Source organism: Campylobacter sp. US42a, assembly GCF_004379055.1.
Classification (GTDB): Bacteria; Campylobacterota; Campylobacteria; order Campylobacterales; family Campylobacteraceae; genus Campylobacter_D; species Campylobacter_D jejuni.
Genome location: NZ_RYYK01000001.1, coordinates 187,078 through 211,294, shown reverse-complemented (window position 1 = coordinate 211,294; position 24,217 = coordinate 187,078). Strand labels below are relative to the sequence as shown.

Sequence of the window (24,217 nt, the reverse complement as noted above, 5' to 3'; positions counted from 1 at the left end):
TAAAATAAAAAAGGGTTATTAATGCAAAAAGACAACCTCATAGCTTTTGTTATTTTTATTATCAGTACTATCGCATTTGTTATTTGGGGATTTGGTTATATTTCGCAACATCAACTGATTCTTTTTATTCTTGCTTCTATATTTGGTATTTTTATGGCATTTAATATAGGTGGAAATGATGTAGCCAATTCTTTTGGAACAAGCGTTGGCGCAAAAACAGTAACCATTAAACAAGCTTTAATTATAGCAGCTGTTTTTGAGCTAAGCGGGGCAATCTTCGCAGGCGCAGAAGTTACTAAGACCATACGCAGCGGTATTGTTATTTTTCCAAATTCTTTAGATCCTATGCTTTTTGTTATCATTATGCTTGCTGCACTTTTAAGCTCTGGGGTTTGGATTTTTATTGCAACAAAGAAAGGCTTACCTGTATCAACCACACACAGTATAGTTGGTGGGATTGTAGGTGCTAGTATTATGATGGGGCTTTTAAAATTTGATGGGATCCAAACACTCTCTATGGTTAAATGGAGTGAAATTTTAAGAATAGCTATTTCTTGGGTAGCTTCTCCTCTTTTAGGGGGTATTGTAGCTTATATTATTTATTCATATATTGATAAGAAAATTTTAAAACCATCAGAAAAACTAAATGATGATTTGAAAAATATCAAAAAAGAAAGAAAAAAATTCAAAGAAGAATATTTTTTAAATTTAAAAACAAAATCCCAAGAAGAACAAATCAAAGAACTTTCCGCTATAGCTTTGGATGAAGAAGAACAGGAAAATAATTTCTATAGAAATAAAATGAAGGAATTTAAAGAACAAGAAAAAGATATAGATATTTACTCTATTTTAAAAACTCATATGCCAATCATTGCTTGTATTGCTGCTGCTATCATTTCAGCAATGTTTTTATTTAAAGGCTTAAATAATGTTAGCACTTTAGATATTTTGCAAAACTTTTGGATTATCGGAATTATCGGAACTATAAGTTATGTTGTAACATTTGCTATAGTCAAAATCGTTAAAAAAACAGAGCTTAATAAAACTACTGATAGAATTTTCTCGTGGTTTCAAATATTTACAGCCTCTAGCTTTGCATTTTCACACGGAGCTAATGATATAGCCAACGCCATAGGTCCTTTTGCAGCGATTTTAGATGTCTTAAAAAACGGCACAATTAACGCGACTTCTCCTGTACCTTTTGCTGCTTTAGCTATGTTTGGAGTTGCTCTAGTTGTAGGGCTTTGGTTTTTAGGTAAAGAAGTGATTACTACAGTGGGTTCAAAACTTGCAACCATACGCCCTACTACTGGATTTTCTGCAGAACTTGGTGCAAGCATAGTTATACTCTTAGCTACACAATTTGGAATTCCTGTTAGCTCCACCCATATACTCATAGGTGCTATATTGGGTATAGGAGTGTATAATAAAAACGCAAATTGGATTATGATGAAGCCTATAGGATTGGCTTGGATTATCACTTTACCAGCCGCTGGTATTATGGCAGCACTTGTATTTTTAGGATTTAAACTATCTTTAGGAATTTAAGTAAAGCTTATTTTCTAAAATATTTTTTCCTTTAATTATATGCATTTTAATCTTTCCAAAAAGTTTATCCTCAGAATAAAGAGAACTTTTTGGAGCAAAAATTTCTTCATTCTCATCAAAAAGAACTAGATTAGCTTCTTTGCCAACTTCTATAACTCCACTATTTAAACCTAAAAATTCACTAGGGTTTTTACTTGTAAATTGACAAAGCTCTTGCCAATTTAAAAATCCTTCTTTGATTAAAAAAGTATAGCAAAGACTTATAAATTCGCATACGCTATGGATTCCAAAGGCCGCTTCATCAAAAGCTAAATCTTTTAAAGAAATTGATTTTGCACTATGCAAGGAAGTCAAAAAGCTAATCTTTCCTTCTTTTAAAGCCTCTCTTAAAGCCAAAACATCTTCTTTGCTTCTTAAAGGTGGCATAAGTTTCGCAGCAGTATTAAAATCTTCACAAGCACTATCATCTTTGATAAGATGATGAATGCTTACAAGTTTTAAATCCTTTTCATCTAATAATAATAAAGAATCTTTCAAACTTAAAAGATCAAAAATAACTTTATTTTTATAAAATTTAGCCAATTCTTTCATTTTAGCTATCTGGCTAGTTTCAGCGATTTTGCTCATACCTATAAGCCCTAACTCAAAGCTCATTTCACAATCATTCATCACTCCATTATCATCAAAATCCTTATCATAACAACGCACAAAAATTGGAGAGTCTTTCATAAAAGCATATTGCGAGCTTACTTTTAAAGTATTTGCATCCAAAGAACTATCAAGCTCTAAAGCACAAGCACCTTTATTTAAGAGAGTGGCTAAATTTTTAAGCTTGCCGTTTGTATCCTTAACCCGTACACTTGAAAAAATTTGCATCTTTCTTTGAGCTAAATTTTGTAAAAATAAAGCAAAACTTTCTTCATCAAAATCCATGCAATCACGCAAAACTACACTAGAAATTCCTCCTTTTAGACACTCATTTTCTAAAAGCTCTAAATTAGCTAAAGAAAATTTATCATTTTTCAAACTTACACACAAATCCACAAAAGATGGAAGTAAAGTCATACCTTTAGCATCTAAAATTTCTTCACCTTGTAAATTAGAACCAATATTAGTGATTTTTCCTTCTTTAATCTCTATATCTTGTAAAGAATCTCCATAAATTTTTGCATTTTTAATTATCATGATTTTTCCTTAATCATTTTGCTTTAATAAATTCTGCGTTGCTTCTTGCACACTTTTACCCTTAAAAATTGCCACTACTTCATTTACAATAGGTGTATAAATTCCTTTCATTTTTGCTAATTTTTCTATAGCATAAGCAGTTTTTACACCTTCTGCTACTTCATTAAGTTCGGCTAAAATACTATCTAATTTTTGATTTTGCGCCAGTTTTAAACCCACTCTATAATTTCTTGATAAAACACTCGTTGCAGTTAAAAACAAATCCCCTGCTCCACTTAACCCTAAAAAAGTTTCTTCTTTAGCACCAAAAAATTTACCAAAACGATGCATTTCTATAAGCCCTCTTGAAATCAATGCCGCTCTTGCATTATTACCAAGTTTTAACCCATCACTAATTCCACTTGCAATCGCCAAAACATTCTTATAAGCACCACAAATTTCAGCACCACGAACATCATTATCAATATAAGTTTTAATAAAATCAGGGAAAAAACTTGCAAATTTTTTACAAAGCTCTTGATTTATCCCGCTAATCATCAAAGCAGTAGGAAGTTTTTGCATCACTTCAGCAGCAAAAGAAGGACCGCTTAAAACACAAAAATTTTCTTTTGGTACAAAATCTAAAAAAATTTCATCTAAAAATTGACAACTTTGATCTTCTATGCCTTTTGAAGCAATTAAAATTTTTTGCCCCTTGTTGATGAAATTTTCTTTAAGCCAAGCACGCATTCCTTGAGAACTTAAAGCAAAAACAAGATATTCACATTCTAAAGCTTCTTTTATACTAACAAAATCCTCTAAATCACGCTGATGCAAAGAACTGATAAAACAATTGTGATTTTCTTTTAAGGCTAGATGTAAAGCACTGCCCCATTTTCCCGCACCAATAACCGCTATACGCATCAACCAAGCTTTGCTTTTAAAATTTCATTTACTTTTGCAGGATTAAAAGCTCCCTTACCCTCTTTCATTGTTTGACCCACAAAAAATCCAAAAAGCTTGTCTTTACCGCTTTTATACTCTGCAACCTTATCAGCATTTGCATTTAAAATTTGTTCAATTACCGCTTCTATAGCTGAATCATCACTCACTTGCTTTAGTCCTAGCTTTTCTATAGCATCATCAATTTCCATGCTAGTATTTTCAAACACAAAAGCTAAGACATCTTTAGCCGCTTTTGCACTGATAGTGCCATCTTCTATGCGTTTAATTAAAACTCCAAGCTTTTGAGCATCTACGGGAGAATTTTCTATAGTCAATTCTCCTTTTAAAAGTCCCATAAGTTCAGTATTTAACCAATTTACGCAAAGCTTAGGATTTAAATTTTGAGAAATAAGACTTTCAAAAAAACGACTCATTTCTAAAGAACTGATTAAAACCTCAGCATCACTTTCTTTTATACCAAGCTCGTCTATAAAGCGTGCTTTCTTCTCATCAGGAAGTTCAGGAATTTTAATATCCAAAAACTCATCTTTTAACAAAACAGGCAATAAATCAGGATCAGGAAAATAGCGATATTCTGCCGCTTCTTCTTTACCACGCATACTTCTTGTAACTAAATTTGTCGTATCAAAAAGTCTAGTTTCTTGAACTACTTCTTGTTCGTAAGTTCCATCTTCCCAAGCCTCACTTTGTCTTTTTACCTCATATTCTATGGCTTTTTGGATAAAACGAAAAGAATTAAGATTTTTAATCTCTACTCTAGTATAAAGTTTTGTATCGCCCTTAGGCCTTATGCTAACATTTGCATCGCATCTAAAACTTCCTTCTTGCATATTTGCATCTGAAATATCTAAAAAGCGTATAATAGAATGAAGTTTTTTAAGATAAGCTACTGCCTCATCACTACTTCTAAGCTCAGGCTCACTGACAATCTCAAGCAAAGGAGTTCCTGCACGATTTAAATCCACTTTAGAAAAATTACTTTCATGGATATTTTTACCTGCATCTTCTTCCAAGTGTGCTCTTGTAATACCTATGCGTTTATTTTCACCATTTACATTGATAAAAAGCTCACCCTTTTCTACTATAGGGATATCAAATTGTGAAATTTGATAAGCCTTAGGTAAATCTGGATAAAAATAATTCTTACGATTAAAAACACTTTTTTTATTAATTGTTGCATTGACAGCTTTTCCAAAAGCTATAGCTTTTTTTACAGCCTCTTCATTTAAAACAGGCAAAGCTCCTGGTAAGGCCAAACAAGTGGGACAAACATTAGTATTTGGAGCTTCTCCAAAAGAAGTTGCACATGAGCAAAAGATTTTTGTTTTTGTATTTAACTGAGTATGAACTTCAAGACCTATAACTACTTCAAACATAAAATTTCCTTGAATTTTTAAATGTTTTATTTTATCTTTTTTTCTTTTAGAAAGGCTTTAAATATTAACTTGAAATGCTATAATCCTTAGGCAATTTATATTTAAGGAGTTAAAATGCCATTATTAGACAGCTTTAAAGTTGACCATACTAAAATGCCAGCTCCTGCTGTGCGTTTAGCTAAAGTTATGAAAACACCTAAGGGTGATGATATTAGTGTATTTGATTTGCGTTTTTGCATACCAAATAAAGACATTATGAGCGAAAAAGGCACTCATACCTTAGAACATTTATTTGCAGGATTTATGAGAGATCATTTAAATTCAAATTCAGTTGAAATTATTGATATTTCACCTATGGGTTGTCGCACGGGTTTTTATATGAGTTTAATTGGAACACCTGATGAGAAAAGTATTGCAAAAGCTTGGGAAGAAGCTATGAAAGATGTTTTAAGCGTAAGCGATCAAAGCAAAATTCCTGAACTTAATATCTATCAATGCGGAACTTGCGCAATGCATTCTTTAGATGAAGCCAAACAAATTGCCCAAAAAGTTTTAAATCTAGGTATTAGCATAATGAATAACAAAGAATTAAAACTCGAGAATGCTTAAAAAGAATCTTTATTTTTTAAACGATTAAGCTTTAATTAATATATTTTTATATATGATTTTGAAATTTTATTATTTTAAAAGGAGAAAAAATGAAACTGATGTGCGAGATGTGTAGTATCTAGTGCGTCCTTTGGCTTAACATTATGTTTCCAAAGGTTCAAAAAGTGGATAAGGAGATATAATGTGTAAGAAAGTCAAAAAAGTTTATTTTTTCAAAATACTCATTTAAAATCTTAACTTACAAAAATTTCTCTAATAAAATTTAATTCAAAATATCTCCTTATCCTTAATTTTAATTTAAGGAGCAAAAATGAATTTACCTATACTTGATTTACAAGCTTATGAAAAAGATAAAAGCACTTTTCTTAAAAATTTAAGAGAAATTGCTTCTAAAATAGGTTTTTTTTATCTTATCAATACTGGTATAGATAAAAATTTAAACGAGAAATTATTCAAACTTGGCAAAGAATTTTTTAATCTTTCTAGAAGTTCGAAAGAGCTTATTTCTATGGTACATTCTCCTCAATTTAGAGGTTATACTAGCGAAGGTTTTGAATACACAGCAGGATCTAAGGATTATAGAGAACAACTGGATATAGGCACAGAAAGAGATGCTTTAAACTGGAATTTAAACTCACCCTTATGGCAAAGACTAGAAGGTCCTAATCTTTGGCCTAGTGAAATTCCAGAACTTAAAAAAACTTTCTTAACTTGGCACAAACAAACCAAAAAAGCTTGTTTAAAGCTTTTAAAAGCCTTTGCTCAAGCTCTTGATCTACCTAGCAATGCTTTTGATAAACTTTATGGAGAAAATTCTTACGAACATTGTAAAATCATACATTATCCAAAAAGCTTAAAAAATATCACTCAAGGCGTAGGTTCACATAAAGATGGCGGGCTTATCACTTTTGTTTTTCAAGAAAAACAAAGCGGACTTGAAGCTTTTATAGATGGTAAATGGCTTAGTATACCCCCACTTGAAAATAGCGTTGTAGTTAATATAGGAGAATTTTTAGAACTAGCTACCAATGGCTATTTAAAAGCTACTATTCACCGCGTGAATTTAAGCCCAAAAGAACGCTTTAGCATAGCTTATTTTCTTGGAGTGCAACTTGATAAGGATATACCTATTTTTAAGTTAAATCCAGAGCTTGCCAAAGAAAGTAAAGGTGTGGATACTGATCCTAAAAATCCACTTTTAAGAAATGTTGCAAGTAATTATTTTAAAAGAATGATACGCTCTCATCCTGATGTAGCAAGCATTTATCATAGTGACTTGATAGAAAAATTTAGTTTTGCGTAAAGGAGAAAAAATGACTTTATTTACTAAAGCTTTTTGCGTCGCTACTCTTTTTACCGGTTTTGCATGGGCAAATGAAGAACTTAAAGTTGGCTCTTCTATAACACCTCATGCAGATATTTTAAGATTTATAAAATCAGCGCTTCAAAAACAAGGTTATGATTTAAAAATTTATGAATTCAATGATGGGGTAATCCCTAATGTAATGGTTGAAAATGGTGAGTTAGATGCTAATTATTTTCAGCATGAACCCTATTTAAAAGAATTCAATCAAAGACAAGGCACCCATCTTGTAAAAGCTGCCAGTATCCATATAGAACCTATGGCAGTGTATTCTAAAAAACATAAAAAATTTAACCCCGAGGAAGGACAAAGCATTTCTATACCCAATAATCCTACAAATGAAAGCCGTGCTTTACGCATTGTAGCAAGCAAAGGACTTATAGAAGTTAAGGATAATGAGCTCATCACTCCTTTAGATATCACTAAAAATCCTAAGAAGCTTAAATTTGTAGAGTTAAAAGACGCTCAACTTACAAGAAGTTTAGATGATGTAGATTATTCTCTTATTAATAGCAATTTTGCTATTTTAGTAGGTTTAAACCCTGTAAAAGATGGGCTTTATACAGAAAGTAAGTATAGTGAATATGGCAATATCATCGCCGTTAAAGAAGGTAATGAAAACCTTCCTAAAATCAAAGCCCTAGTAAAGGCTTTGCAAAGCGATGAAGTTAAAAAATTTATAGAAGAAAAATATCAGGGTGCTTTAATCCCTACATTTTAAGGAGAACAAATATGAAAAATTCAATCATTTCTTATCCAAGAATAGGTGCAAATAGAGAATTAAAATTTGCTATTGAAAAATACTTTAAAAACCAAAGTTCTAAAGAGGAGCTTTTAAAAAGTGCTAAGGATTTAAGGATTAGACACTGGCAAGAAATTCAAAAAGCTGGCATTGATTTTATCCCTAGCAATGATTTTTCACTTTATGATAATGTCTTAGATGCGGCTGTGCTTTTTAACATTGTTCATACAAAGTATAAAAATTTAAATTTAGATGCTTTAGATGAATACTTTGCTCAAAGTCGAGGTTATCAAAGAGAAAATGGAGATGTTACAGCCTTAGCAATGAAAAAATGGTTCAATACAAATTATCATTATTTGGTGCCTGAGTGCGATAATGCTGATATTATAGCTTTAACAGGGGATAAAATTTTTAAAGAATATCTCGAAGCTAAAGAGCTTGGCATAGAAAGCAAGCCTGTTTTAATAGGCATTTTCACACTTTTTAAACTCATTGCCTTTAAAGATGAAAAAACTCAAAAACTCGCCAAAGAAAAGCTTTTAAACGCTTACATAGAGCTTTTTGATAAACTAAATGAACTTAAAGTGACATGGCTTGAACTTGATGAGCCTTATTTGGTTTATGATTTAAGCAAGGAAGATATCGCTTTGTTCGAAGAATTTTACCAAGAACTTTTAAATCACAAAAAAAATCTTAAAATTTTACTTCAAAGCTATTTTGGAGACTTAAGAGATATTTATCCTAAACTTTTAGAAAGCAAATTAGATGCTTTGGGGCTTGATTTTATCGAAGGTAAACAAAGCTTAGCCTTAGTTCAAAAATACGGCTTTGCTAAAGATAAAATCCTTTTTGCAGGTCTTATTAACGGCAAAAATATCTATGCTAATGATTATGCTAAAAGCCTAAAGCTTGTTAAAGAGCTTCAAAAATATACACAAAATATCATCTTAAACACCTCTTGTTCGCTTTTACATGTGCCTTATAGCGCTGAATTTGAAAGCAAATTAGATTCAAGCTATCTTAAACTTTTTGCCTTTGCTAAAGAAAAACTTCAAGAACTTAAAGATTTAAAAGAAATTCTAAATTCTAGCGAAGAAAATCCGCTCTTTAGAGCCAATCAAGAGCTTTTTAAAAATATCCCAGAGCGTTTAGATGAAAAAGTCAAAGCAAGACTTAAGGCTTTAAAAAAAGAAGATTTTACCAGAACGCCTAGTTTTAAAGAACGCGCCTTAATCCAAAAAGAATTTTTAAAACTTCCTCTTTTACCAACCACAACCATAGGTTCCTTTCCTCAAAGTGCCGATGTAAGATCTAATCGCCTTGCCTTTAAGCAAGAAAAAATTTCAGCTCAAAACTACACTGAATTTAACCAACAAAAAATCAAAGAATGCATACAAATTCAAGAAGAAATAGGACTTGATGTTTTAGTGCATGGAGAATTTGAAAGAAATGATATGGTGGAGTATTTTGGAGAGAATTTAAAGGGCTTTTTATTTACTCAAAATGGTTGGGTGCAAAGCTACGGTACAAGGTGCGTTAAACCTCCTGTGATTTGGGGTGATGTATCACGCACAAAGCCTATCACCTTAGCTTGGTCTAAATTTGCACAAAGTTTAAGTCAAAAAATCGTAAAAGGTATGCTAACTGGACCTGTAACCATACTTAATTGGTCCTTTCCAAGAGAAGACATCAGTCTAAAAGAAAGTACTGAGCAAATTGCCTTAGCTATAAGAGATGAAGTGTTAGATCTTGAAAATGCAGGTATAAAAATCATACAAATTGATGAAGCCGCTTTGCGTGAAAAACTGCCTTTAAGAAAAAGCGATTGGCATAGTGAGTATTTAGATTGGGCTATTCCTGCTTTTAATCTTGTGCATAGTGGGGTAAAAGCTAAAACTCAAATTCACACTCATATGTGCTATAGTGAATTTAGCGATATCTTAAAAGAAATTGACGCTATGGATGCTGATGTGATTTCTTTTGAAGCTTCAAGATCAAACTTAAGTCTTTTAGATACCCTAAAAGCTATTCATTTTAAAACTGAGGTGGGACCAGGAGTTTATGATATACATAGCCCTAGAGTTCCAAGCATAGAAGAGCTAAGCTTAACCATAGAAAAAATTCTAAACAAATTACCTAAAGAACAAATTTGGATCAATCCAGACTGCGGACTTAAAACAAGAGCTTATGAAGAAGTCATAGCCTCTCTTAAAAATTTAGTTACGGCTACGCAAAAAATACGAAAACAATTATAAGGAGTTTTTATGTGTAATTTTTCTTTTGAAGTTTTTCCACCAAGAAAGGATGAAAATATCAAAAATCTTCATGCTATCTTAGATGATTTAGGGCAATTAAGCCCTAATTTTATCAGCGTAACCTTTGGAGCTGGAGGCTCTGTTAACTCACAAAACACTTTAGAAATTGCAAGCTTAATCCAGAAAGAATATCAAATTCCTAGCATAGTACATTTACCTTGTATCCATTCTAGTAAAGAAAAAATCACTCAGATACTTCAAAAATGCAAAGAAAAAAATCTTAATCAAATTCTTGCTCTAAGAGGCGACATATGTGAGAATTTAGAAAAAAGCAAAGATTTTTCTTATGCTAGTGATTTAATTTCTTTTATAAAAAAACAAGAATATTTTGAAATTTATGCCGCATGCTATCCTGAAAAACATAATGAATCTAAAAATTTCATCGAGGATATACACCATCTTAAAACTAAGGTAAATGCAGGAACAGACAAGCTCATTACTCAACTTTTTTACGATAATGAAGATTTTTATACTTTTAAACAAAATTGTGCTTTAGCAGGTATTGACATACCTATTTACGCAGGTATTATGCCTATTACTAACAAAAGACAGGTTTTAAAAATTTCTCAACTTTGCGGAGCTAAAATCCCTCCTAAATTTGTTAAAATTTTAGAAAAATATGAAAATAATACTTTGGCTTTAGAAGATGCAGGTATCGCGTATGCTTGCGATCAAATTGTCGATTTAATCACAAGTGGTGTAGATGGAATTCATCTTTATACTATGAATAAATCCAAAGCAGCTATTAAAATTTATGAAGCTGTAAAGTATTTGCTTAAAGAAGAGCTTCATGCTTAGAAAATAAACTATTTTTTGCTTTTATCTTAACTTATTTTCATTTTTTAGCTTATGGTTTTCTATAAGTAAAACAAAAATTAAAGATAAAAGCAAACCTGGTATAATACCCAAGCAAAGATAGAAAAAAGAATTATATTTAAAAAAGAAGAAAAATGCACCAAAAAGCATTAAAGCTAAAGATGCACCTTTGAAAAATTCTAAAATATAGATCAATGACCTTCCTCAACAACAGTTGCACCCGCTAAATATACATAAGTTAAAATCATAAAAATAAAAGCTTGTAAAAATGCCATAAAAGTTAAAAGCACATAAGCAGGAAGTGGAGCTATATAAGGAACTAAAGCTAAAATTACCATTAAAAATAAATCGTCGCCTTTAATATTTCCAAACAAACGGAAGGACAAAGAAACCACACGAGAAAGATGAGAGACTATCTCTATAGGAAACATCAAAGGAGCTAAAAGTTTAATAGGTCCCATGAAATGAGCAAAATACTTTACAAAACCTTGTGCCCTAATACCCTCAAAATGATAATATACAAAAACTATAATAGCCAAGGACAAAGTCAAATTTAAACTTGCAGTTGGAGCGTGAAAACCAGGTATTATACCTATAATATTACTAAAAAACACTATAATCCCCAAAGTTGCAACCAAAGGAAGATATTTTCTTGCACCTTTTTCACTTCCCATGGTATCTCTACCCATAGATAAAACTCCCTCTAAAAAAGCCTCACCTAAATTTTGCATACCGCGTGGAACAAGTTGCATAGAACGAGTAGCCATCATAGCCACTATAACAGCAATTAAAGCTACCAAACCTATGTGAAAAAAATAAGAAAAAGTATGACTTGCATCAAGCAAAGAGCTAAATAAAAATAAATCTTTCATGGTTTCCTCAAAAATTTTTATTCTAAACTCCGAATTTTAGCAAAATCTTACTTATATTTTAATGAAAATTTACATCCATTCTAAAACTTGCGAAAGTTCTTTAGCAACAAAACACTTAAGCCCTATATCTTCCAAAGGCTTAGAAGGAACAATGGCATTTTTAAATTTTTGCATTTTAGCTTCTTTTAAACGCGTATCAAGGCTAAAAACCTCTCTAATTTCTCCATTTAAACTAAGCTCCCCTATAAAAATACTATCTTTGCTCAAAGGGCGATTTTTAAAACTTGAAATAATCGCAGCAACCACAGCCAAATCCGCAGCAGTTTCACTTACTTTTACTCCGCCGCTAATATTTACAAATACATCATAATGCCCTAAAGGAATTTCAAGTTTTCTTTCAAGCAAAGCCAAAAGCATATCTAAGCGATTTTTTTCATATCCTGTAGCGCTGCGTTTTGGATAAGAACTTTCACACACTAAAGCTTGAACTTCTAAAACCAAGGCACGAGATCCTTCCATTACAACACCTAAAGCACTTCCTGAAATAGCCTTTCCACGAGTAAAAAAACGATTTGCTAAATCTTTTGCGCTAATCAAACCCTTAGCAGTCATCTCAAAAATACCTACTTCATTCGTTCCACCAAAACGATTTTTAAAGCCTCTTAAAAGTCTAATTTCTTTAGTGGCATCTCCTTCAAAATAAAGCACCACATCTACCATATGCTCAAGAACCCTAGGCCCTGCTATAGCACCTTCTTTAGTAATATGCCCTATGATAAAAGTACTGATATTATAAGCCTTGCTAACACGCATAAGCTCAAAAGTAATCTCACGCACCTGAGTGATGCTTCCTGCTGCTGAAGTGATTTTATTTGAATATAGAGTTTGTATAGAATCAACGATAAGAATGCTATAATCTTTTTTGTGCAATTCTTCTAAAATATTTTCAAGGCAAAGTTCAGTAAGTAAAAATAAATTCGGAGTATTAGCCTCAAGACGATCAGCTCTTAATTTAATCTGGGCTTTACTTTCTTCGCCACTGACATAAAGCACTTTTTTACCCTGTTTAGCTAAATTTGAAGCAATTTTTAACAAAAGCGTAGATTTTCCCACACCTGGACTTCCACCTATAAGCACTAAAGAACCTTCAACAAGCCCTCCGCCTAAAACCAAATCAAGCTCATTATCATCTGTGCTGTATCTTGTAAAATGTTCTAACTCCACATCTTCAATACAAACAGCCTCACTTGTTTTCATACTAACTTGCGCAAGCTCTTTTAAAACTTTAATTTGCTCAGCTTTTAATTCTATAAAACTATCCCAAGCTCCACAATCAGGACATTTTCCAAGCCATTTGCTTTGTTGATTTCCACAAGCTTGACATTCAAAAAGTGCTTTATTTTTTGCCATTATTCAAAAATAGGATCTAATAAAGTATCTAAGTAAGCACTTGCATTAAATTCTTGTAAATCCGTCATTTGCTCACCCACGCCTACATAAAAAATAGGAAGCTCAAGCTCTCTTGCTATACTAAAAAGTACACCCCCTTTAGCTGTCCCATCAAGCTTTGTAATAATCACACCATCAAGTTTTACAAGCTCATTAAAAGCTTTAGCTTGTAAAATTCCAGCATTTCCCTGTGTTCCATCTAAAACTAAAATTTTTCTATGGGGTGCACCTTCTAAAGCTTTGTTTGAAATTCTCACAATTTTTTCAAGCTCATGAGCTAAATTTTTTTGATTTTGCAAACGTCCTGCTGTATCGATAATAACTCTATCAAAATCCTTTGCTTTTGCTTTAGAAATGGTATCAAAAGCAACCGCTGAAGGATCATGCCCTTGTGCAGTTAAAACTATATCTACATCCACTTTTTGCGCCCAAAGTTTTAATTGCTCAATCGCACCTGCTCTAAAAGTATCACACGCTCCTAAAATCACTTTTTGATTTTGGTTTTTGTATAAATAAGCAAGCTTGGCAATACTTGTTGTTTTTCCTGCTCCATTTACTCCTAAAATAAGCTCTACAAAAGGTTTTTCTTGATTGGTTTCTTTTTTTTCATAAAGAAAATAAGAACCCATAACACGCTTTAAATCTTCTTTTTTTACTTCATTTTGAGGTGGTAAATAATAAATTATCTCTTCAACTATTTCATAACTTACATCTGCTTCAAGCAAAATTTCTTCAAGCAAATCTTTGGTTATCTTTTTATTCTCTCCTTTAACTCCAACAATATTTTCAAGAGTTTTTGCAAGTCCTTTTTTAAAAAAATTAAACATTAAAGTATAGCCTTTTGTATATCGATTTCTAGCATTTCTTCAGGAATAAGCCCTAAATACTGATTAATCAATTTAGAATGCTTGTTGTAAAGAAACATAGTAGGAATTCCATTTACCCCGCCTAAAGCTTTAGCTAAAAGATAGTTATTTTCACCATTAGCGACTTTATAAGATATTTTATGCTGTTCTATAAATTTTTGAATCTCATCATTAGATTTATCTTCTAATAAAACTCCAACTATGTTAAAATCATTATTATACTTTTCTTGTAATTTATTAAGATGAGGGATTTCAGCAATGCAAGGGGTACACCAAGTAGTAAAAAATACAAACAAAGTTGCCTTATCTTCATCATTGAAATTTAAAACGGCATTTTCTTTTTTAACTGAAATTGATCCTCCATCAATCAAATTAAGTTTAAAATTCATATCATCGCTTTGATTTATACTTGCCTCGGTGCTTAAATTTACATCATTTTGCTGCTTTTCTTTATCATTGCTACAAGCAACAAACAAACAAGATATTGCCACTAGTAAAAGTATTTTTTTAATCTTCATTATTTATCAATCCTTTATTCTTCTTTATAAAAATGCTAAAATTATAACATACATAAGATAATATTTTTTTAAAGGCATATTAATGGAAAAAACAGATTTTAGGGCATTGCAAAAAATACGCCTTTTCAAACATTCAAAGCTAAATTTCAAACAAGATTATAAAATATTTAAAGAATGTCTTAAAATAATAAAACTATTTAAAGCTAAAAATATTTTAATTTTTATTCCTTTGCATTATGAACCAAACTTAATAAAATTTCGCCATATTCTTAATAAAAATTACAAACTTTTTGTTCCATTTATGCAAGATAAAAGTTTAAAAATTGTAAAATTAAGATTGCCTTTTATTAAAAAAAGGTTTGGGGTTTTAGAGCCTATAGATTCTTTTTTTAAAGCAAAAATTGATTTAGCTATTGTGCCTGTAATTGGCGTCGATAAAAATTTAAAAAGAATAGGACATGGGCAAGGTTTTTATGATAGATTTTTTGAAAATTTAAATTACAAACCTCATATAATATTTGTCCAAAGTATAGATGCTTTAAGTCAAAATAATCTAACACAAAAGCATGATATTTCAGGAAAATTATACATAAACCCTTATAAAAAATATTACAAGAAAGAAAGAAAAAATGATAGAATCACTTATCGCACTTATAGCCGCTATAGTCGGACTCGGTATAGGATATTTAGTTGCAAAAAAAATCAATGATGCCAAATATGAAATTTTCGTAGAACAAGCCAAAGCCAAAGCCAAAGCTATAGAATACGAAGCGGAGCTTATTTTAAAAGATGCAAAAAATTCAATTCTTAATGCAGAATTAGAAGTTAAAAAAAAATACGAAGAAAAAACTCACAAAATTCAAAAAGATTTTAATCAAAAATTTGATGATCTTTCTAAAAAAGAACAAAAACTTCAGCAAGAAGAAGAAAAACTAAAAGAAGATAAAGAATACCTTTGCAAGTCACAAAAACACATTCAAGACTTACAATCTGATGTTGATAAATTAAAAAACAAATATCAAGAAAAACTTGACGATGTTTTAAAAATTTTAGAACATTCTACAGGACTTACACAAAATGAAGCCAAAGAAATCATTCTTAAAAAAGTAGAAGAAAATTCTCGCGAGCAAATTGCACATATAGTAAGAAAATATGAAGAAGAAGCAAAAAATGAAGCCAAAAGAAAAGCTAATTTCATCATTGCTCAAGCTACCTCTCGTTTTGCGGGTGAATTTGCAGCTGAAAGACTTATCAATGTTATTAACATTAAAAACGATGAACTTAAAGGACGTATCATTGGTAAAGAAGGGCGCAATGTTAAAACCTTAGAAATGGTTTTAGGTGTTGATATTATCATCGATGATACACCAGGTGCTATTATAGTAAGTTGTTTTAATCTTTATCGCCGTGCTATTGCTACAAAAGTTATAGAACTTTTAGTTGAAGATGGCAGAATTCAACCCGCGCGCATAGAAGAAATTCACGAAAAAGTGTGTAAAGAATTTGATAGTGCTATTCTAGAAGAAGGCGAAACCATAGTTATGGATCTAGGTTTAAATAAAATACACCCTGAAATTGTAAAACTCATAGGAAAACTCAAATACCGAGCAAGCTATGGACAAAACGCTTTAGCACATTCTTTGGAAGTGGCTCACCTTGCAGGAATCATTGCTGCTGAGTGTGGTGGGGATGAGAATTTAGCACGTCGTGCGGGAATTTTACATGATATAGGAAAAGCATTAACCCATGATTTTGAAGGATCTCATGTGGATTTAGGTGCAGAACTTTGCAAACGCTATAAAGAGCATCCTGTAGTAATCAATGCTATTTACGCACATCATGGACACGAAGAAGCTACAAGCATAGAATCAGCAGCTGTTTGTGCAGCAGATACTTTAAGTGCTGCACGACCTGGAGCTAGAAGAGAAGTATTAGAAGCTTTCTTAAAAAGAGTCAGTGAGCTAGAAGATATCGCTAAAAGCAAAGAAGGAATTAAAAATGCCTATGCAATCAATGCCGGAAGAGAAATTCGCGTCATAGCCAATGCTCAGCTTGTTAATGATGATGAAAGTGTACTTTTGGCTAAGGAAATAGCAGCTGAAATTCAAGAAAAAATGCAATATCCTGGTGAAATTAAAGTCAATGTTATACGTGAACTTAGAGCTGTAGAATACGCTAAATAAGGTTTATTATGCAAGATATGATTGATACTTTAATAAAATATGGTTATATTGTTTTATTCTTTTACTCTTTAGGGGGTGGAATGGTTGGAATTTTAGCTGCAGGAGTTTTAAGTTCTCAAGGAAAAATGGAACTTAGTTTTTGCATTGCTCTTGCTTTTATTGCTAATACCATAGGTTCAACTTTGCTTTTTATACTTGGAAAATATTATAAAAAAGATATTATGCCTTATTTTAAAAAACACCGACGCAAGCTAGCCCTTGCTATGATGAAAACAAAACAACACGGAATTATTTTACTTGTAACTCAAAAATTTATTTATGGTTTAAAAACTTTCATTCCCATAGCTGCAGGTATGGCAAAACATAATTTTATTAAATTTTTTATTATCAATACTCTAGCTAGTTTAGCATGGGCTATTGTTCTAGGTTTTGCTGCTTATACTTTTGGGTATGTTATTGAAGCAATTTTTGATAAACTGAGTTTATATCCTTATGCCGCTCCTTTATTTTTATTATTTTTAGCTGGAATAATTTGGCTTTATTTAAGTAAATTTTCCAAAAAATAATGTCTCTATGGAATTCTTTTTCTTACTCTTTTAAAGAATTTCATTATTTATTTTTATCTGTTGTTATTATTTTTATTTTTAATATCCTTTTAGAATATAATAATTTTTTAAAATTTAAAAACCAAAAACATTACTTTATAAATAACGCTCTATTAACGCACCAATATACAAAATATAATAAAAAAAATAAAAAATACTGGGTTTTAAAATTACAAACTGAAAACTTCACTTTTTATACTACAAGTTTTAAGGATTTAAATTTAAGCAAGAATCAACTTTTAAGCCTTAGAATTATCACCCATAATATTAACTTTAAAGACTATCTGAGCAAAAGTTTTTATGCACCTTCTTACGATTTTGAAAAATTAAAAGAAAAAGAATACAATCCCATTATATCTTACTTCTTAAATCAACATACAAATGAAAAAATTAAAGAATTTTATGGTGCTTTATTTTTTGCACTGCCCATATCTTTAGAGCTTAGAAACGATGTAAATTACTATGGCATAGCACACCTTATAGCAATTAGCGGTTATCACATAGGCTTGCTTTTTAGTTTAATTTTCTTTATTTTAGCTCCAATTTATAGTTTTTTCCAAAAAAGATATTTTCCTTATAGAAATTTACGTTTAGATTTAAGTATTTTAATTTTTACACTACTTTTAGCTTATGCTTGTTTAATAGGATTTGTCCCTTCTTTTGTGCGCTCCTTGATTATGGCTTTTTGGGTTTTTTATCTATTGTGCAAAAATATAAAAATTATTAATTTCTTTACGCTTTTTTGTAGTATTTTATTGTGCATTTCTCTTTACCCTAGACTTTTATTTAGTATTGGATTTTTATTTTCTATTTTAGGTGTTTTTTATATTTTTTTATATATGCATCATTTTGCAAATAAATTTAATAATCTTATAAATATTATTTTGCTTAATATTTGGACTTTTTTTGCTATGGTTTTACCTGTGCTTTATTTTTTTCCACTTATAAGCTACCAACAAATTTTAGGTATTATTTTGAGTGGAATTTTTGTAATATTTTATCCTTTAGTATTATTTTTGCATCTTATAAACTATGGAGATTTGCTCAATTTTATCTTAGATGAATTTTTTAAATTTAAAATTTATGGAACTAATATCCATATCCCATTTTGGATTTTTATAAGTTATCTTATTGCTTCTTTAATCTCTGTACGATTTAAATATCTAGCTTTTCTTTGTATTTTTGCGAATTTTATTCCCTTCATTATGATTGTGATTTAGAAAATAATAGAGTTTAAGCCCAAAAAGATAAATAATCCAAGAAATATAAATCCAAATAAAAAAGAATAAAATAGTAGAAAAAGATCCATAAACACTAGCGTATGTTTTATTATATACCACATAATATACAAACAAATTTTTTCCTATATACCAAATAGCACCCGCTCCAAAAGATACTAAAGCTAAACTTTTAAGAGTTCCCTTATGAACAGAACTTGAATAAGATATAAAAAATAAACCCCAAATAATTACAAAGGGTAAAATTTCAAAAAAATTAAACCCTATTTTATAATCATCTAAAGTTTGTTGGATAAAACCTGAAATATAAAAACTAAGCCCAAGCCCCAAAGGAACAAGAGTTAAAAGAGTCCAATAAGAACTAATGCTTTGCCAAAGTCCTTTAGGTTCATTTTTAGTAATGCGATTGATTACAAAATCATAGCCTGAAAAAAAAGCTAAAGAAGTAAATGCCATAGCAATAAGACCTACAATACCCAAATTTACACTATTTTTTAAAAAAGTATCGATGTAGGTAGCAACAACATCTTGTTGCGTTGGTATTAAAAAAGCAAAAATTACTTGCTTTGCTTTTTCATAATAAGCTTTAAAACTAGAAATTTGCGTAAAAACAGAAAAACATACAAATAAAATAGGTATTAAAGACAATATAGTATAAAAACTAAGCGCTGCTGCATAATTTAAAATTTCCTTATCACGCAAATTTAGCAAAATAGTAAAAAAATTTTTCACCTTCTAAAGTCCCATTTTAAAAGGATTTAGTATATTATTTGGATCAAAAGCTTTTTTAATATTTCTCATTAAATTCATTTCGGCTTCAGAAAAAGCTAAATTCATAAAAGGTGCTTTAGAGAGTCCGATACCATGCTCTCCGCTTAAAGTTCCTCCAAGTTTCACTGTTAATTTAAAAATTTCTTCCACAGCTTCATAGCCTTTTTTCACCTGCTCTTTATCATTTTTATCAGGAACCATAACATTAGTATGCACATTTCCATCCCCTGTATGTCCAAAACAAGGAATTTTAAAACCATATTTTTTAGAAATCTCATCTATACCTTCAAGCAAGGCAGGTAGTTTAGAACGCGGAACTGTAATATCTTCATTAAGTTTTAAAGTTCCATACATGGCAATGCTTTGAGAACAATTTCTTCTAGCAAACCAAATATCCGCGGCTTCTTGTTCGTCTTTTGCTATTTTAAATTCACTAGCTCCAGCTTCTAAAAAATAATGTTCTAAACTTCTTAAATCCTCATCAATAGCCTCTTTAACATTACCATCCACATCAGCAATCAAAATAGCGCCAGCTTCTATAGGCAAACCTTTATTAAATTTACTCTCAACCGCTCTAATGCTAAGATTGTCTAAAAATTCCATAGATACAGGACTTACACCGCTAGCAAGGCTTTTATAAACCGCATTCATAGCACTTTTTACACTTGGAAAAATAGCAAAAGCGGTTTTTTTGAATTTAGGTAAAGGTATTAATTTTAAAGTAAGCTCACTTAAAACTGCCAAAGAACCTTCACTAGCGATTAAAATTCCTGCCAAATTATAACCTGCCACATCTTTAATAGTGCGTTTTCCTGCACGAATGATTTCTCCGCTAGGCAAAACAGCCCTTAAAGCCATCACATAATCTTTTGTAATGCCATATTTTGCAGCTCTCATTCCCCCAGCATTTTCGCTTACATTACCCCCTAAGCTAGAATACTCCATGCTAGCAGGGTCAGGTGGGTAAAAAAGTCCGTATTTAGCCACTTCTTTTTGTAAATGTATATTAATAACCCCAGGTTGCACAACAGCCACTAAATTTTCAAGATCAATTTCCAAAATTTTATTCATATGCTTTTCAAAAGCAAGCACCACACCGCCATTAACAGCTAAAGCTCCTCCTGTAAAACCAGATCCTGAGCCTCGTGGTATGACTATGATATTATTTTCATTGCAAAATTTTAAAATTTGAGCAATATCTTCTTCATTTCTTGGAAAAAGAACCCCATCGGGTAAATAATGTTTTTTTGTCGCATCATAGCTATAAGCTCTTTTGTGAATTTCATCAAAATAAGCGTTTTCTTCTCCTAAAAATCGTTTAAAATATTGTTCAAATTCTTTTTTCATGTTTATTGCACCTTAGGAAGATTAATCAAAGCATCATAATATCTATAATAATTCCCTATTTCTTGAGAGTTAAAATCAAAAAAATTACTTTTATATCCACCTATACGAGAATAAAAAGGAACCTGAACGCTAGTTGGCTTGCTTATAGGCACTTCATAAAGCTTATTAAAATCTTGACAATCCACAACTTCTGCTTGATTTTCCAAAGCCACAACCAAAATGCCAACCGCATTATCATCACAAAATTGCCTAAAATCTGAACGCTTAGGAGAAAGAGTGGCCGTTCTAATTAATTGTGCTCCAAAAATGTCAATATGGGTAAAATATATCTGCGGAAATTCTCTAACAAGTTCATTATAAGTTTGTTCATCAGGAGCAATTACCAATCCTCTATCATAAAGAAAATTTAAAACAACCTCATCACCTACTTTAGGTAAAACATTTGGCAAAGGCAAAGCATCTTGCTTAAGAGCTGAAAAAACGCTAAATTCTAATTTTGCCAAACCATTTTTTTTATCTATAACACTTGCTCTAGCGATGATACTTTGCGAATTGCTAAAATGTTGTACTACTACGCCACTTGAATAAAGTTTTATATCATCACTATCTTTAATATAACCATAAATATCATCAACTTTTACAAGTTCACTTTTTATAGGTTTTAAATCAAATCCAACCGCAAAGAGGCTAAGGTTTAAAGCTAAAAAACACACTATAGTTTTAAACAAATTTGCTCCTTAAATAAAAATTTATAGAATTATAATCCTTTTTTGTTAAACAATTGTAAGAAAAATAAAGTAAAATATAGCTTTCAAAATTTCAAAATTCTTTTAAAAATTAAGGTTATCTCATGAAAAAATTATTGCTTTTATTTATTTTTGTTATTCAAAGTTTTGCAGCTTTAAGTGTTGAAGAGCTAACTTGGGATAATGGAGATACCTTGCTTAAATTCTTACAAAGAAATTCCATACCTATGTCGCTTTATTATGGACTTGATAGAGAAGATCAAGAACTTGCTTCTGATATAGCCTATAAAATAAAATATCAAGTTTTAAAAGATGAAAACAACAACATAGAACAAGTTTTAATTCCAATTAGTGATGATTTACAAATTCATATCTATAAAGATAAAGATGGACAATACACTCTTGCTTTTACTCCTGTATCTTATCAAAAAGAAGATAGAATTTTACATTTAACCATTAAAAGCTCTGCTTATCAAGATGTCTATGAAGAAAGTGGTAGCAGTACTTTAGCTCGTGCTATGGTTCGTGCTTTTCGAGGAAGTATAAATTTTCGCAATATCCAAAAAGGTGATGAAGTAACCCTATATTATGAACAAAAAAGACGCATGGGTAAACTTTGGGGTGATATAAATATAAAAATGGCAATGGTAGAAATCAATAAAAGCGCTAGAGAAGTCTTTTCTTATAATGATATATTCTATGATCGCGATGGCAAGGAATTAGAATCTTTTTTACTTACAAAACCTGTGAACTACACTAGAATTTCCTCTCCTTTTACAACAGCAAGATATCATCCTATATTAAAACGCTATCGTGCTCATCTTGGTATAGACTATGCTGCACCTACTGGAACTCCTGTAAAAAGTGCTGGCAAAGGAGTAGTAACCTTTATAGGCACAAAAGGTGGTTATGGAAATGTAATTCAAATCAAGCATGACTCAGGTTATATGACTTTATATGCTCATCTTAGTCGTTTTGCAAAAATTAAAAACGGACAAAAGGTAAATCAAGGACAAGTAATTGCATATGTTGGTTCAACAGGTATGAGCACAGGTCCTCATTTGCATTTTGGAGTATATTTAAATAATAAAGCTATAAATCCTGCATCTGTTGTAAAAATCGCCAAATCAGAACTTAGTGGAAAAGCGAAAGAGAATTTTAAACATATCATAGCTGGATACGAGCAGGTTGTTAAAGAAGCCCTAGCCTCGAATCAACCTAATCCTCCAAAAGAAGAAGATTTTGAAAACTATATAGAATTTTAATTACTCAACAACGCTTTATCTTTTGCATTGATTAAAGAATTTAGAAGAGTTGCAAGCTCTTCTTTTTCTTTTTCATTAATTTCACAAAAATCTGCATCAATCAATTGTTTCACCAAAGCTTCATTTAATAAATCTCCATCGCCAAATTCTCTAGCTTTTTGAATGATTTTTAACACTCTTAAATCTTTTCTTTCATACATTTTAATCCTTTAAATAAACCACACTCACAAAACGCTTAGGCGTTTTATCACGACGATAAGAAAAAAAACTCTCATCGTCAAAACTACAAATTCCACAATCTTTAATATTTTCAATGCCTAAATTTTGAGCTTGAAATTTTACTAAAGCTTTTAAATCAAGTTTATCATCTTGAACAAATTCTTTAAATTCTTTTTTGGCAAATTTTAAAATTTCTCCATCTATTTTATAATTTTTAGCACAAATTCCAGGCAAAATAAAAAGATGAAATTTATTCTTATCTAAATGTGAATTTTGCATAGTAATTTGATCAACGCATTCTTTTAGGATATTTTCAAAGCTTCCTTTTCTACCTGAATGCAAAGCTGCTATAATGCCATTTTCATGATATAAAATTAAAGGTAGACAATCCGCGCTTAAAACACAAAGAGCAGTATTTTTTTCTTTACTTATAAGTCCATCACAGCTAAGATTTTTTAAATTTTCATCATAAATGATAACTTTATGAGAGTGAATTTGATCCATAAAAACACATTTTTCAATATCTTTAAAACCTAAATGAGAAAATAAATTCTCATTATGAATTTTAGCCCTAAAAACATTATAATCCTTATCAAAAGCACAAAAAATACCGACTTTATCATTTTCTAATAAAGATAAGAAATTCTTTCGACTTCTTCCCATGATAATCCTTTGTTTTTACCTTGCAATTGTGCATAAATATAACGAGCAAGTAAATCACTTTCTATATTTATTTTTCTACCTACTTGATAGTCTTTAAAAAGCGTTTCTTTAAAAGTAATAGGAATAATAGTAAGCCTAATACCATTTTTTAAAATTTCATTGATAGTAAGACTTACTCCATCAACGCCTATACTTCCTTTTTCTGCCATAAATTTCATAGCTTCTTTAGGTAAAGATATATGAAAATCCACTCCATTTTCATCTTTTTGAATTTTTTCAAGTATACCGATAAAATCAATATGTCCTTGCATAAGATGTCCATCAATTCTATCGCCATATCTTAAAGCAGGTTCTATATGAACTTTATCTTTTAAATTTTCTATAGCTATATGAGTGCGACTTTCACGAGAAAGCTCTACTTCAAAACCCCCTTCATAAAGTTTTGTTACACTTAAACAAGCTCCATTTACGGCTATGCTATCGCCAAGATTTGGGCGATATTTTGCTTTTAAGCTTAAAGTATTGTTTTGATAAGATTGAACTTTAGCAATTTCTCTTATGAGTCCATTAAACATT

General features: G+C 30.9%; 25 protein-coding genes. 11 read left to right on the top strand and 14 right to left on the bottom strand.

The window, feature by feature from the left end; all coding sequences use genetic code 11:
* Positions 1 to 21: 21 nt before the first annotated feature.
* Positions 22 to 1,548 carry an inorganic phosphate transporter gene (locus ELQ10_RS01035; protein ID WP_002867379.1) on the top strand — a complete coding sequence of 509 codons (1,527 nt, stop codon included), beginning with the start codon at positions 22 to 24 and terminating at the stop codon, positions 1,546 to 1,548.
* Here ELQ10_RS01035 and ELQ10_RS01030 read toward each other — a convergent pair.
* Genes ELQ10_RS01030 through gatB form a run of 3 tightly spaced genes read right to left on the bottom strand, consistent with a single transcriptional unit; the run spans position 1,537 to position 5,054 of the window.
* Entirely contained in the window at positions 1,537 to 2,733 is a 1,197-nt protein-coding gene (locus tag ELQ10_RS01030) for a metal-dependent hydrolase (protein WP_134250054.1), read from the bottom strand. The genes ELQ10_RS01035 and ELQ10_RS01030 overlap by 12 nt on opposite strands.
* Before the next feature lie 9 nt (positions 2,734 to 2,742).
* Positions 2,743 to 3,639 carry an NAD(P)H-dependent glycerol-3-phosphate dehydrogenase gene (locus tag ELQ10_RS01025; protein ID WP_074468983.1) on the bottom strand — a complete coding sequence of 299 codons (897 nt, stop codon included), beginning with the start codon at positions 3,637 to 3,639 and terminating at the stop codon, positions 2,743 to 2,745.
* Positions 3,636 to 5,054: an Asp-tRNA(Asn)/Glu-tRNA(Gln) amidotransferase subunit GatB gene (gene gatB / locus ELQ10_RS01020; RefSeq protein ID WP_070298697.1), complete on the bottom strand. Its 1,419-nt coding sequence runs from the start codon at positions 5,052 to 5,054 to the stop codon at positions 3,636 to 3,638. Before gatB ends, ELQ10_RS01025 begins: the two co-directional genes overlap by 4 nt.
* 114 nt (positions 5,055 to 5,168) lie before the next feature.
* Between gatB and luxS the strand changes: the two genes are divergently transcribed.
* The 5 genes from luxS to metF all read left to right on the top strand — a co-directional run bounded on the left by luxS (position 5,169) and on the right by metF (position 10,881).
* Positions 5,169 to 5,663 (top strand): S-ribosylhomocysteine lyase, encoded by a 495-nt coding sequence (gene luxS / locus ELQ10_RS01015; RefSeq protein WP_002870821.1) that lies wholly within the window; start codon positions 5,169 to 5,171, stop codon positions 5,661 to 5,663.
* 310 nt (positions 5,664 to 5,973) lie between these two features.
* The gene (locus ELQ10_RS01010; protein WP_133401481.1) at positions 5,974 to 6,966 is read left to right on the top strand and encodes an isopenicillin N synthase family oxygenase; all 993 of its coding nucleotides are present in this window, start codon (positions 5,974 to 5,976) and stop codon (positions 6,964 to 6,966) included.
* A 10-nt stretch (positions 6,967 to 6,976) separates the two neighbouring features.
* Positions 6,977 to 7,747 (top strand): MetQ/NlpA family ABC transporter substrate-binding protein, encoded by a 771-nt coding sequence (locus tag ELQ10_RS01005; RefSeq protein ID WP_207919320.1) that lies wholly within the window; start codon positions 6,977 to 6,979, stop codon positions 7,745 to 7,747.
* An 11-nt stretch (positions 7,748 to 7,758) separates the two neighbouring features.
* Positions 7,759 to 10,023, top strand: a complete 2,265-nt coding sequence (metE, locus tag ELQ10_RS01000; protein WP_133401483.1) for a 5-methyltetrahydropteroyltriglutamate--homocysteine S-methyltransferase — start codon at positions 7,759 to 7,761, stop codon at positions 10,021 to 10,023.
* Positions 10,024 to 10,032: 9 nt separating this feature from the next.
* Positions 10,033 to 10,881: a methylenetetrahydrofolate reductase [NAD(P)H] gene (gene metF / locus ELQ10_RS00995; RefSeq protein ID WP_002892722.1), complete on the top strand. Its 849-nt coding sequence runs from the start codon at positions 10,033 to 10,035 to the stop codon at positions 10,879 to 10,881.
* A 21-nt stretch (positions 10,882 to 10,902) separates the two neighbouring features.
* Here the strand turns inward: metF and ELQ10_RS00990 are convergent, their stop codons facing one another.
* From ELQ10_RS00990 to ELQ10_RS00970, 5 genes are all read right to left on the bottom strand, one after another.
* Positions 10,903 to 11,094 (bottom strand): hypothetical protein, encoded by a 192-nt coding sequence (locus ELQ10_RS00990; RefSeq protein WP_002933843.1) that lies wholly within the window; start codon positions 11,092 to 11,094, stop codon positions 10,903 to 10,905.
* Complete coding sequence (locus ELQ10_RS00985; protein ID WP_002858390.1) at positions 11,091 to 11,771, bottom strand: F0F1 ATP synthase subunit A; 681 nt, start codon at positions 11,769 to 11,771, stop codon at positions 11,091 to 11,093. The genes ELQ10_RS00990 and ELQ10_RS00985 overlap by 4 nt, the downstream gene beginning before the upstream one ends.
* 69 nt (positions 11,772 to 11,840) lie before the next feature.
* On the bottom strand, positions 11,841 to 13,181 hold the full coding sequence (gene radA, locus ELQ10_RS00980; protein WP_002870828.1) for a DNA repair protein RadA: 1,341 nt from the start codon (positions 13,179 to 13,181) through the stop codon (positions 11,841 to 11,843).
* On the bottom strand, positions 13,181 to 14,047 hold the full coding sequence (ftsY, locus tag ELQ10_RS00975; protein WP_133401484.1) for a signal recognition particle-docking protein FtsY: 867 nt from the start codon (positions 14,045 to 14,047) through the stop codon (positions 13,181 to 13,183). Before ftsY ends, radA begins: the two co-directional genes overlap by 1 nt.
* On the bottom strand, positions 14,047 to 14,604 hold the full coding sequence (locus ELQ10_RS00970) for a TlpA disulfide reductase family protein (RefSeq protein WP_087703664.1): 558 nt from the start codon (positions 14,602 to 14,604) through the stop codon (positions 14,047 to 14,049). The genes ftsY and ELQ10_RS00970 overlap by 1 nt, the downstream gene beginning before the upstream one ends.
* Before the next feature lie 82 nt (positions 14,605 to 14,686).
* Here ELQ10_RS00970 and ELQ10_RS00965 point away from each other — a divergent pair, with 82 nt between their 5' ends.
* Genes ELQ10_RS00965 through ELQ10_RS00950 form a run of 4 tightly spaced genes read left to right on the top strand, consistent with a single transcriptional unit; the run spans position 14,687 to position 18,612 of the window.
* Entirely contained in the window at positions 14,687 to 15,313 is a 627-nt protein-coding gene (locus ELQ10_RS00965; protein ID WP_002860439.1) for a 5-formyltetrahydrofolate cyclo-ligase, read from the top strand.
* Positions 15,234 to 16,787: a ribonuclease Y gene (gene rny, locus ELQ10_RS00960; protein ID WP_002853829.1), complete on the top strand. Its 1,554-nt coding sequence runs from the start codon at positions 15,234 to 15,236 to the stop codon at positions 16,785 to 16,787. The genes ELQ10_RS00965 and rny overlap by 80 nt, the downstream gene beginning before the upstream one ends.
* Before the next feature lie 8 nt (positions 16,788 to 16,795).
* Positions 16,796 to 17,353 carry a DedA family protein gene (locus ELQ10_RS00955; protein WP_134250053.1) on the top strand — a complete coding sequence of 186 codons (558 nt, stop codon included), beginning with the start codon at positions 16,796 to 16,798 and terminating at the stop codon, positions 17,351 to 17,353.
* Complete coding sequence (locus ELQ10_RS00950; RefSeq protein ID WP_070317886.1) at positions 17,353 to 18,612, top strand: ComEC/Rec2 family competence protein; 1,260 nt, start codon at positions 17,353 to 17,355, stop codon at positions 18,610 to 18,612. Before ELQ10_RS00955 ends, ELQ10_RS00950 begins: the two co-directional genes overlap by 1 nt.
* Here ELQ10_RS00950 and ELQ10_RS00945 read toward each other — a convergent pair.
* Genes ELQ10_RS00945 through ELQ10_RS00935 form a run of 3 tightly spaced genes read right to left on the bottom strand, consistent with a single transcriptional unit; the run spans position 18,556 to position 21,476 of the window.
* Positions 18,556 to 19,362 (bottom strand): YihY/virulence factor BrkB family protein, encoded by an 807-nt coding sequence (locus ELQ10_RS00945; RefSeq protein ID WP_044306136.1) that lies wholly within the window; start codon positions 19,360 to 19,362, stop codon positions 18,556 to 18,558. The genes ELQ10_RS00950 and ELQ10_RS00945 overlap by 57 nt on opposite strands.
* A 3-nt stretch (positions 19,363 to 19,365) precedes the next feature.
* A complete protein-coding gene (locus ELQ10_RS00940) occupies positions 19,366 to 20,748 on the bottom strand; it encodes an FAD-linked oxidase C-terminal domain-containing protein (protein ID WP_052801120.1) in 1,383 nt (460 codons plus the stop codon).
* Positions 20,749 to 20,750: 2 nt separating this feature from the next.
* Positions 20,751 to 21,476: a plasminogen-binding N-terminal domain-containing protein gene (locus ELQ10_RS00935; protein ID WP_002853792.1), complete on the bottom strand. Its 726-nt coding sequence runs from the start codon at positions 21,474 to 21,476 to the stop codon at positions 20,751 to 20,753.
* Positions 21,477 to 21,598: 122 nt separating this feature from the next.
* On the opposite strand from ELQ10_RS00935, the gene ELQ10_RS00930 reads away from it, so the two are divergent.
* Positions 21,599 to 22,759, top strand: a complete 1,161-nt coding sequence (locus ELQ10_RS00930) for a M23 family metallopeptidase (protein WP_002871673.1) — start codon at positions 21,599 to 21,601, stop codon at positions 22,757 to 22,759.
* Here the strand turns inward: ELQ10_RS00930 and ELQ10_RS00925 are convergent.
* Genes ELQ10_RS00925 through ELQ10_RS00915 form a run of 3 tightly spaced genes read right to left on the bottom strand, consistent with a single transcriptional unit; the run spans position 22,756 to position 24,216 of the window.
* Positions 22,756 to 22,959 carry a hypothetical protein gene (locus ELQ10_RS00925; protein ID WP_002853612.1) on the bottom strand — a complete coding sequence of 68 codons (204 nt, stop codon included), beginning with the start codon at positions 22,957 to 22,959 and terminating at the stop codon, positions 22,756 to 22,758. The two genes, ELQ10_RS00930 and ELQ10_RS00925, sit on opposite strands and share 4 nt — an antisense overlap.
* Before the next feature lies 1 nt (position 22,960).
* Positions 22,961 to 23,641, bottom strand: a complete 681-nt coding sequence (locus ELQ10_RS00920) for a polyphenol oxidase family protein (RefSeq protein ID WP_133401486.1) — start codon at positions 23,639 to 23,641, stop codon at positions 22,961 to 22,963.
* Positions 23,605 to 24,216: a riboflavin synthase gene (locus ELQ10_RS00915; protein WP_002937824.1), complete on the bottom strand. Its 612-nt coding sequence runs from the start codon at positions 24,214 to 24,216 to the stop codon at positions 23,605 to 23,607. Before ELQ10_RS00915 ends, ELQ10_RS00920 begins: the two co-directional genes overlap by 37 nt.
* Between the last annotated feature and the right edge of the window lies 1 nt (position 24,217).

What these genes read in the sequence shown, in the direction of transcription:
- gatB (WP_070298697.1), bottom strand. Translation starts at nt 5,054, where the DNA reads ATGTTTGAAGTAGTTATAGGTCTTGAAGTTCATACTCAGTTAAATACA.
- ELQ10_RS00985 (WP_002858390.1), bottom strand. Translation starts at nt 11,771, where the DNA reads ATGAAAGATTTATTTTTATTTAGCTCTTTGCTTGATGCAAGTCATACT.
- radA (WP_002870828.1), bottom strand. Translation starts at nt 13,181, where the DNA reads ATGGCAAAAAATAAAGCACTTTTTGAATGTCAAGCTTGTGGAAATCAA.
- ELQ10_RS00940 (WP_052801120.1), bottom strand. Translation starts at nt 20,748, where the DNA reads ATGAAAAAAGAATTTGAACAATATTTTAAACGATTTTTAGGAGAAGAA.
- rny (WP_002853829.1), top strand. Translation starts at nt 15,234, where the DNA reads ATGATAGAATCACTTATCGCACTTATAGCCGCTATAGTCGGACTCGGT.
- ELQ10_RS00955 (WP_134250053.1), top strand. Translation starts at nt 16,796, where the DNA reads ATGCAAGATATGATTGATACTTTAATAAAATATGGTTATATTGTTTTA.
- metF (WP_002892722.1), top strand. Translation starts at nt 10,033, where the DNA reads ATGTGTAATTTTTCTTTTGAAGTTTTTCCACCAAGAAAGGATGAAAAT.
- ELQ10_RS00970 (WP_087703664.1), bottom strand. Translation starts at nt 14,604, where the DNA reads ATGAAGATTAAAAAAATACTTTTACTAGTGGCAATATCTTGTTTGTTT.
- ELQ10_RS00930 (WP_002871673.1), top strand. Translation starts at nt 21,599, where the DNA reads ATGAAAAAATTATTGCTTTTATTTATTTTTGTTATTCAAAGTTTTGCA.
- ELQ10_RS00950 (WP_070317886.1), top strand. Translation starts at nt 17,353, where the DNA reads ATGTCTCTATGGAATTCTTTTTCTTACTCTTTTAAAGAATTTCATTAT.
- ELQ10_RS01005 (WP_207919320.1), top strand. Translation starts at nt 6,977, where the DNA reads ATGACTTTATTTACTAAAGCTTTTTGCGTCGCTACTCTTTTTACCGGT.
- ELQ10_RS00915 (WP_002937824.1), bottom strand. Translation starts at nt 24,216, where the DNA reads ATGTTTAATGGACTCATAAGAGAAATTGCTAAAGTTCAATCTTATCAA.
- ELQ10_RS01035 (WP_002867379.1), top strand. Translation starts at nt 22, where the DNA reads ATGCAAAAAGACAACCTCATAGCTTTTGTTATTTTTATTATCAGTACT.
- ELQ10_RS01030 (WP_134250054.1), bottom strand. Translation starts at nt 2,733, where the DNA reads ATGATAATTAAAAATGCAAAAATTTATGGAGATTCTTTACAAGATATA.
- ELQ10_RS00920 (WP_133401486.1), bottom strand. Translation starts at nt 23,641, where the DNA reads ATGGGAAGAAGTCGAAAGAATTTCTTATCTTTATTAGAAAATGATAAA.
- luxS (WP_002870821.1), top strand. Translation starts at nt 5,169, where the DNA reads ATGCCATTATTAGACAGCTTTAAAGTTGACCATACTAAAATGCCAGCT.
- ELQ10_RS00925 (WP_002853612.1), bottom strand. Translation starts at nt 22,959, where the DNA reads ATGTATGAAAGAAAAGATTTAAGAGTGTTAAAAATCATTCAAAAAGCT.
- ELQ10_RS00965 (WP_002860439.1), top strand. Translation starts at nt 14,687, where the DNA reads ATGGAAAAAACAGATTTTAGGGCATTGCAAAAAATACGCCTTTTCAAA.
- metE (WP_133401483.1), top strand. Translation starts at nt 7,759, where the DNA reads ATGAAAAATTCAATCATTTCTTATCCAAGAATAGGTGCAAATAGAGAA.
- ELQ10_RS01010 (WP_133401481.1), top strand. Translation starts at nt 5,974, where the DNA reads ATGAATTTACCTATACTTGATTTACAAGCTTATGAAAAAGATAAAAGC.
- ftsY (WP_133401484.1), bottom strand. Translation starts at nt 14,047, where the DNA reads ATGTTTAATTTTTTTAAAAAAGGACTTGCAAAAACTCTTGAAAATATT.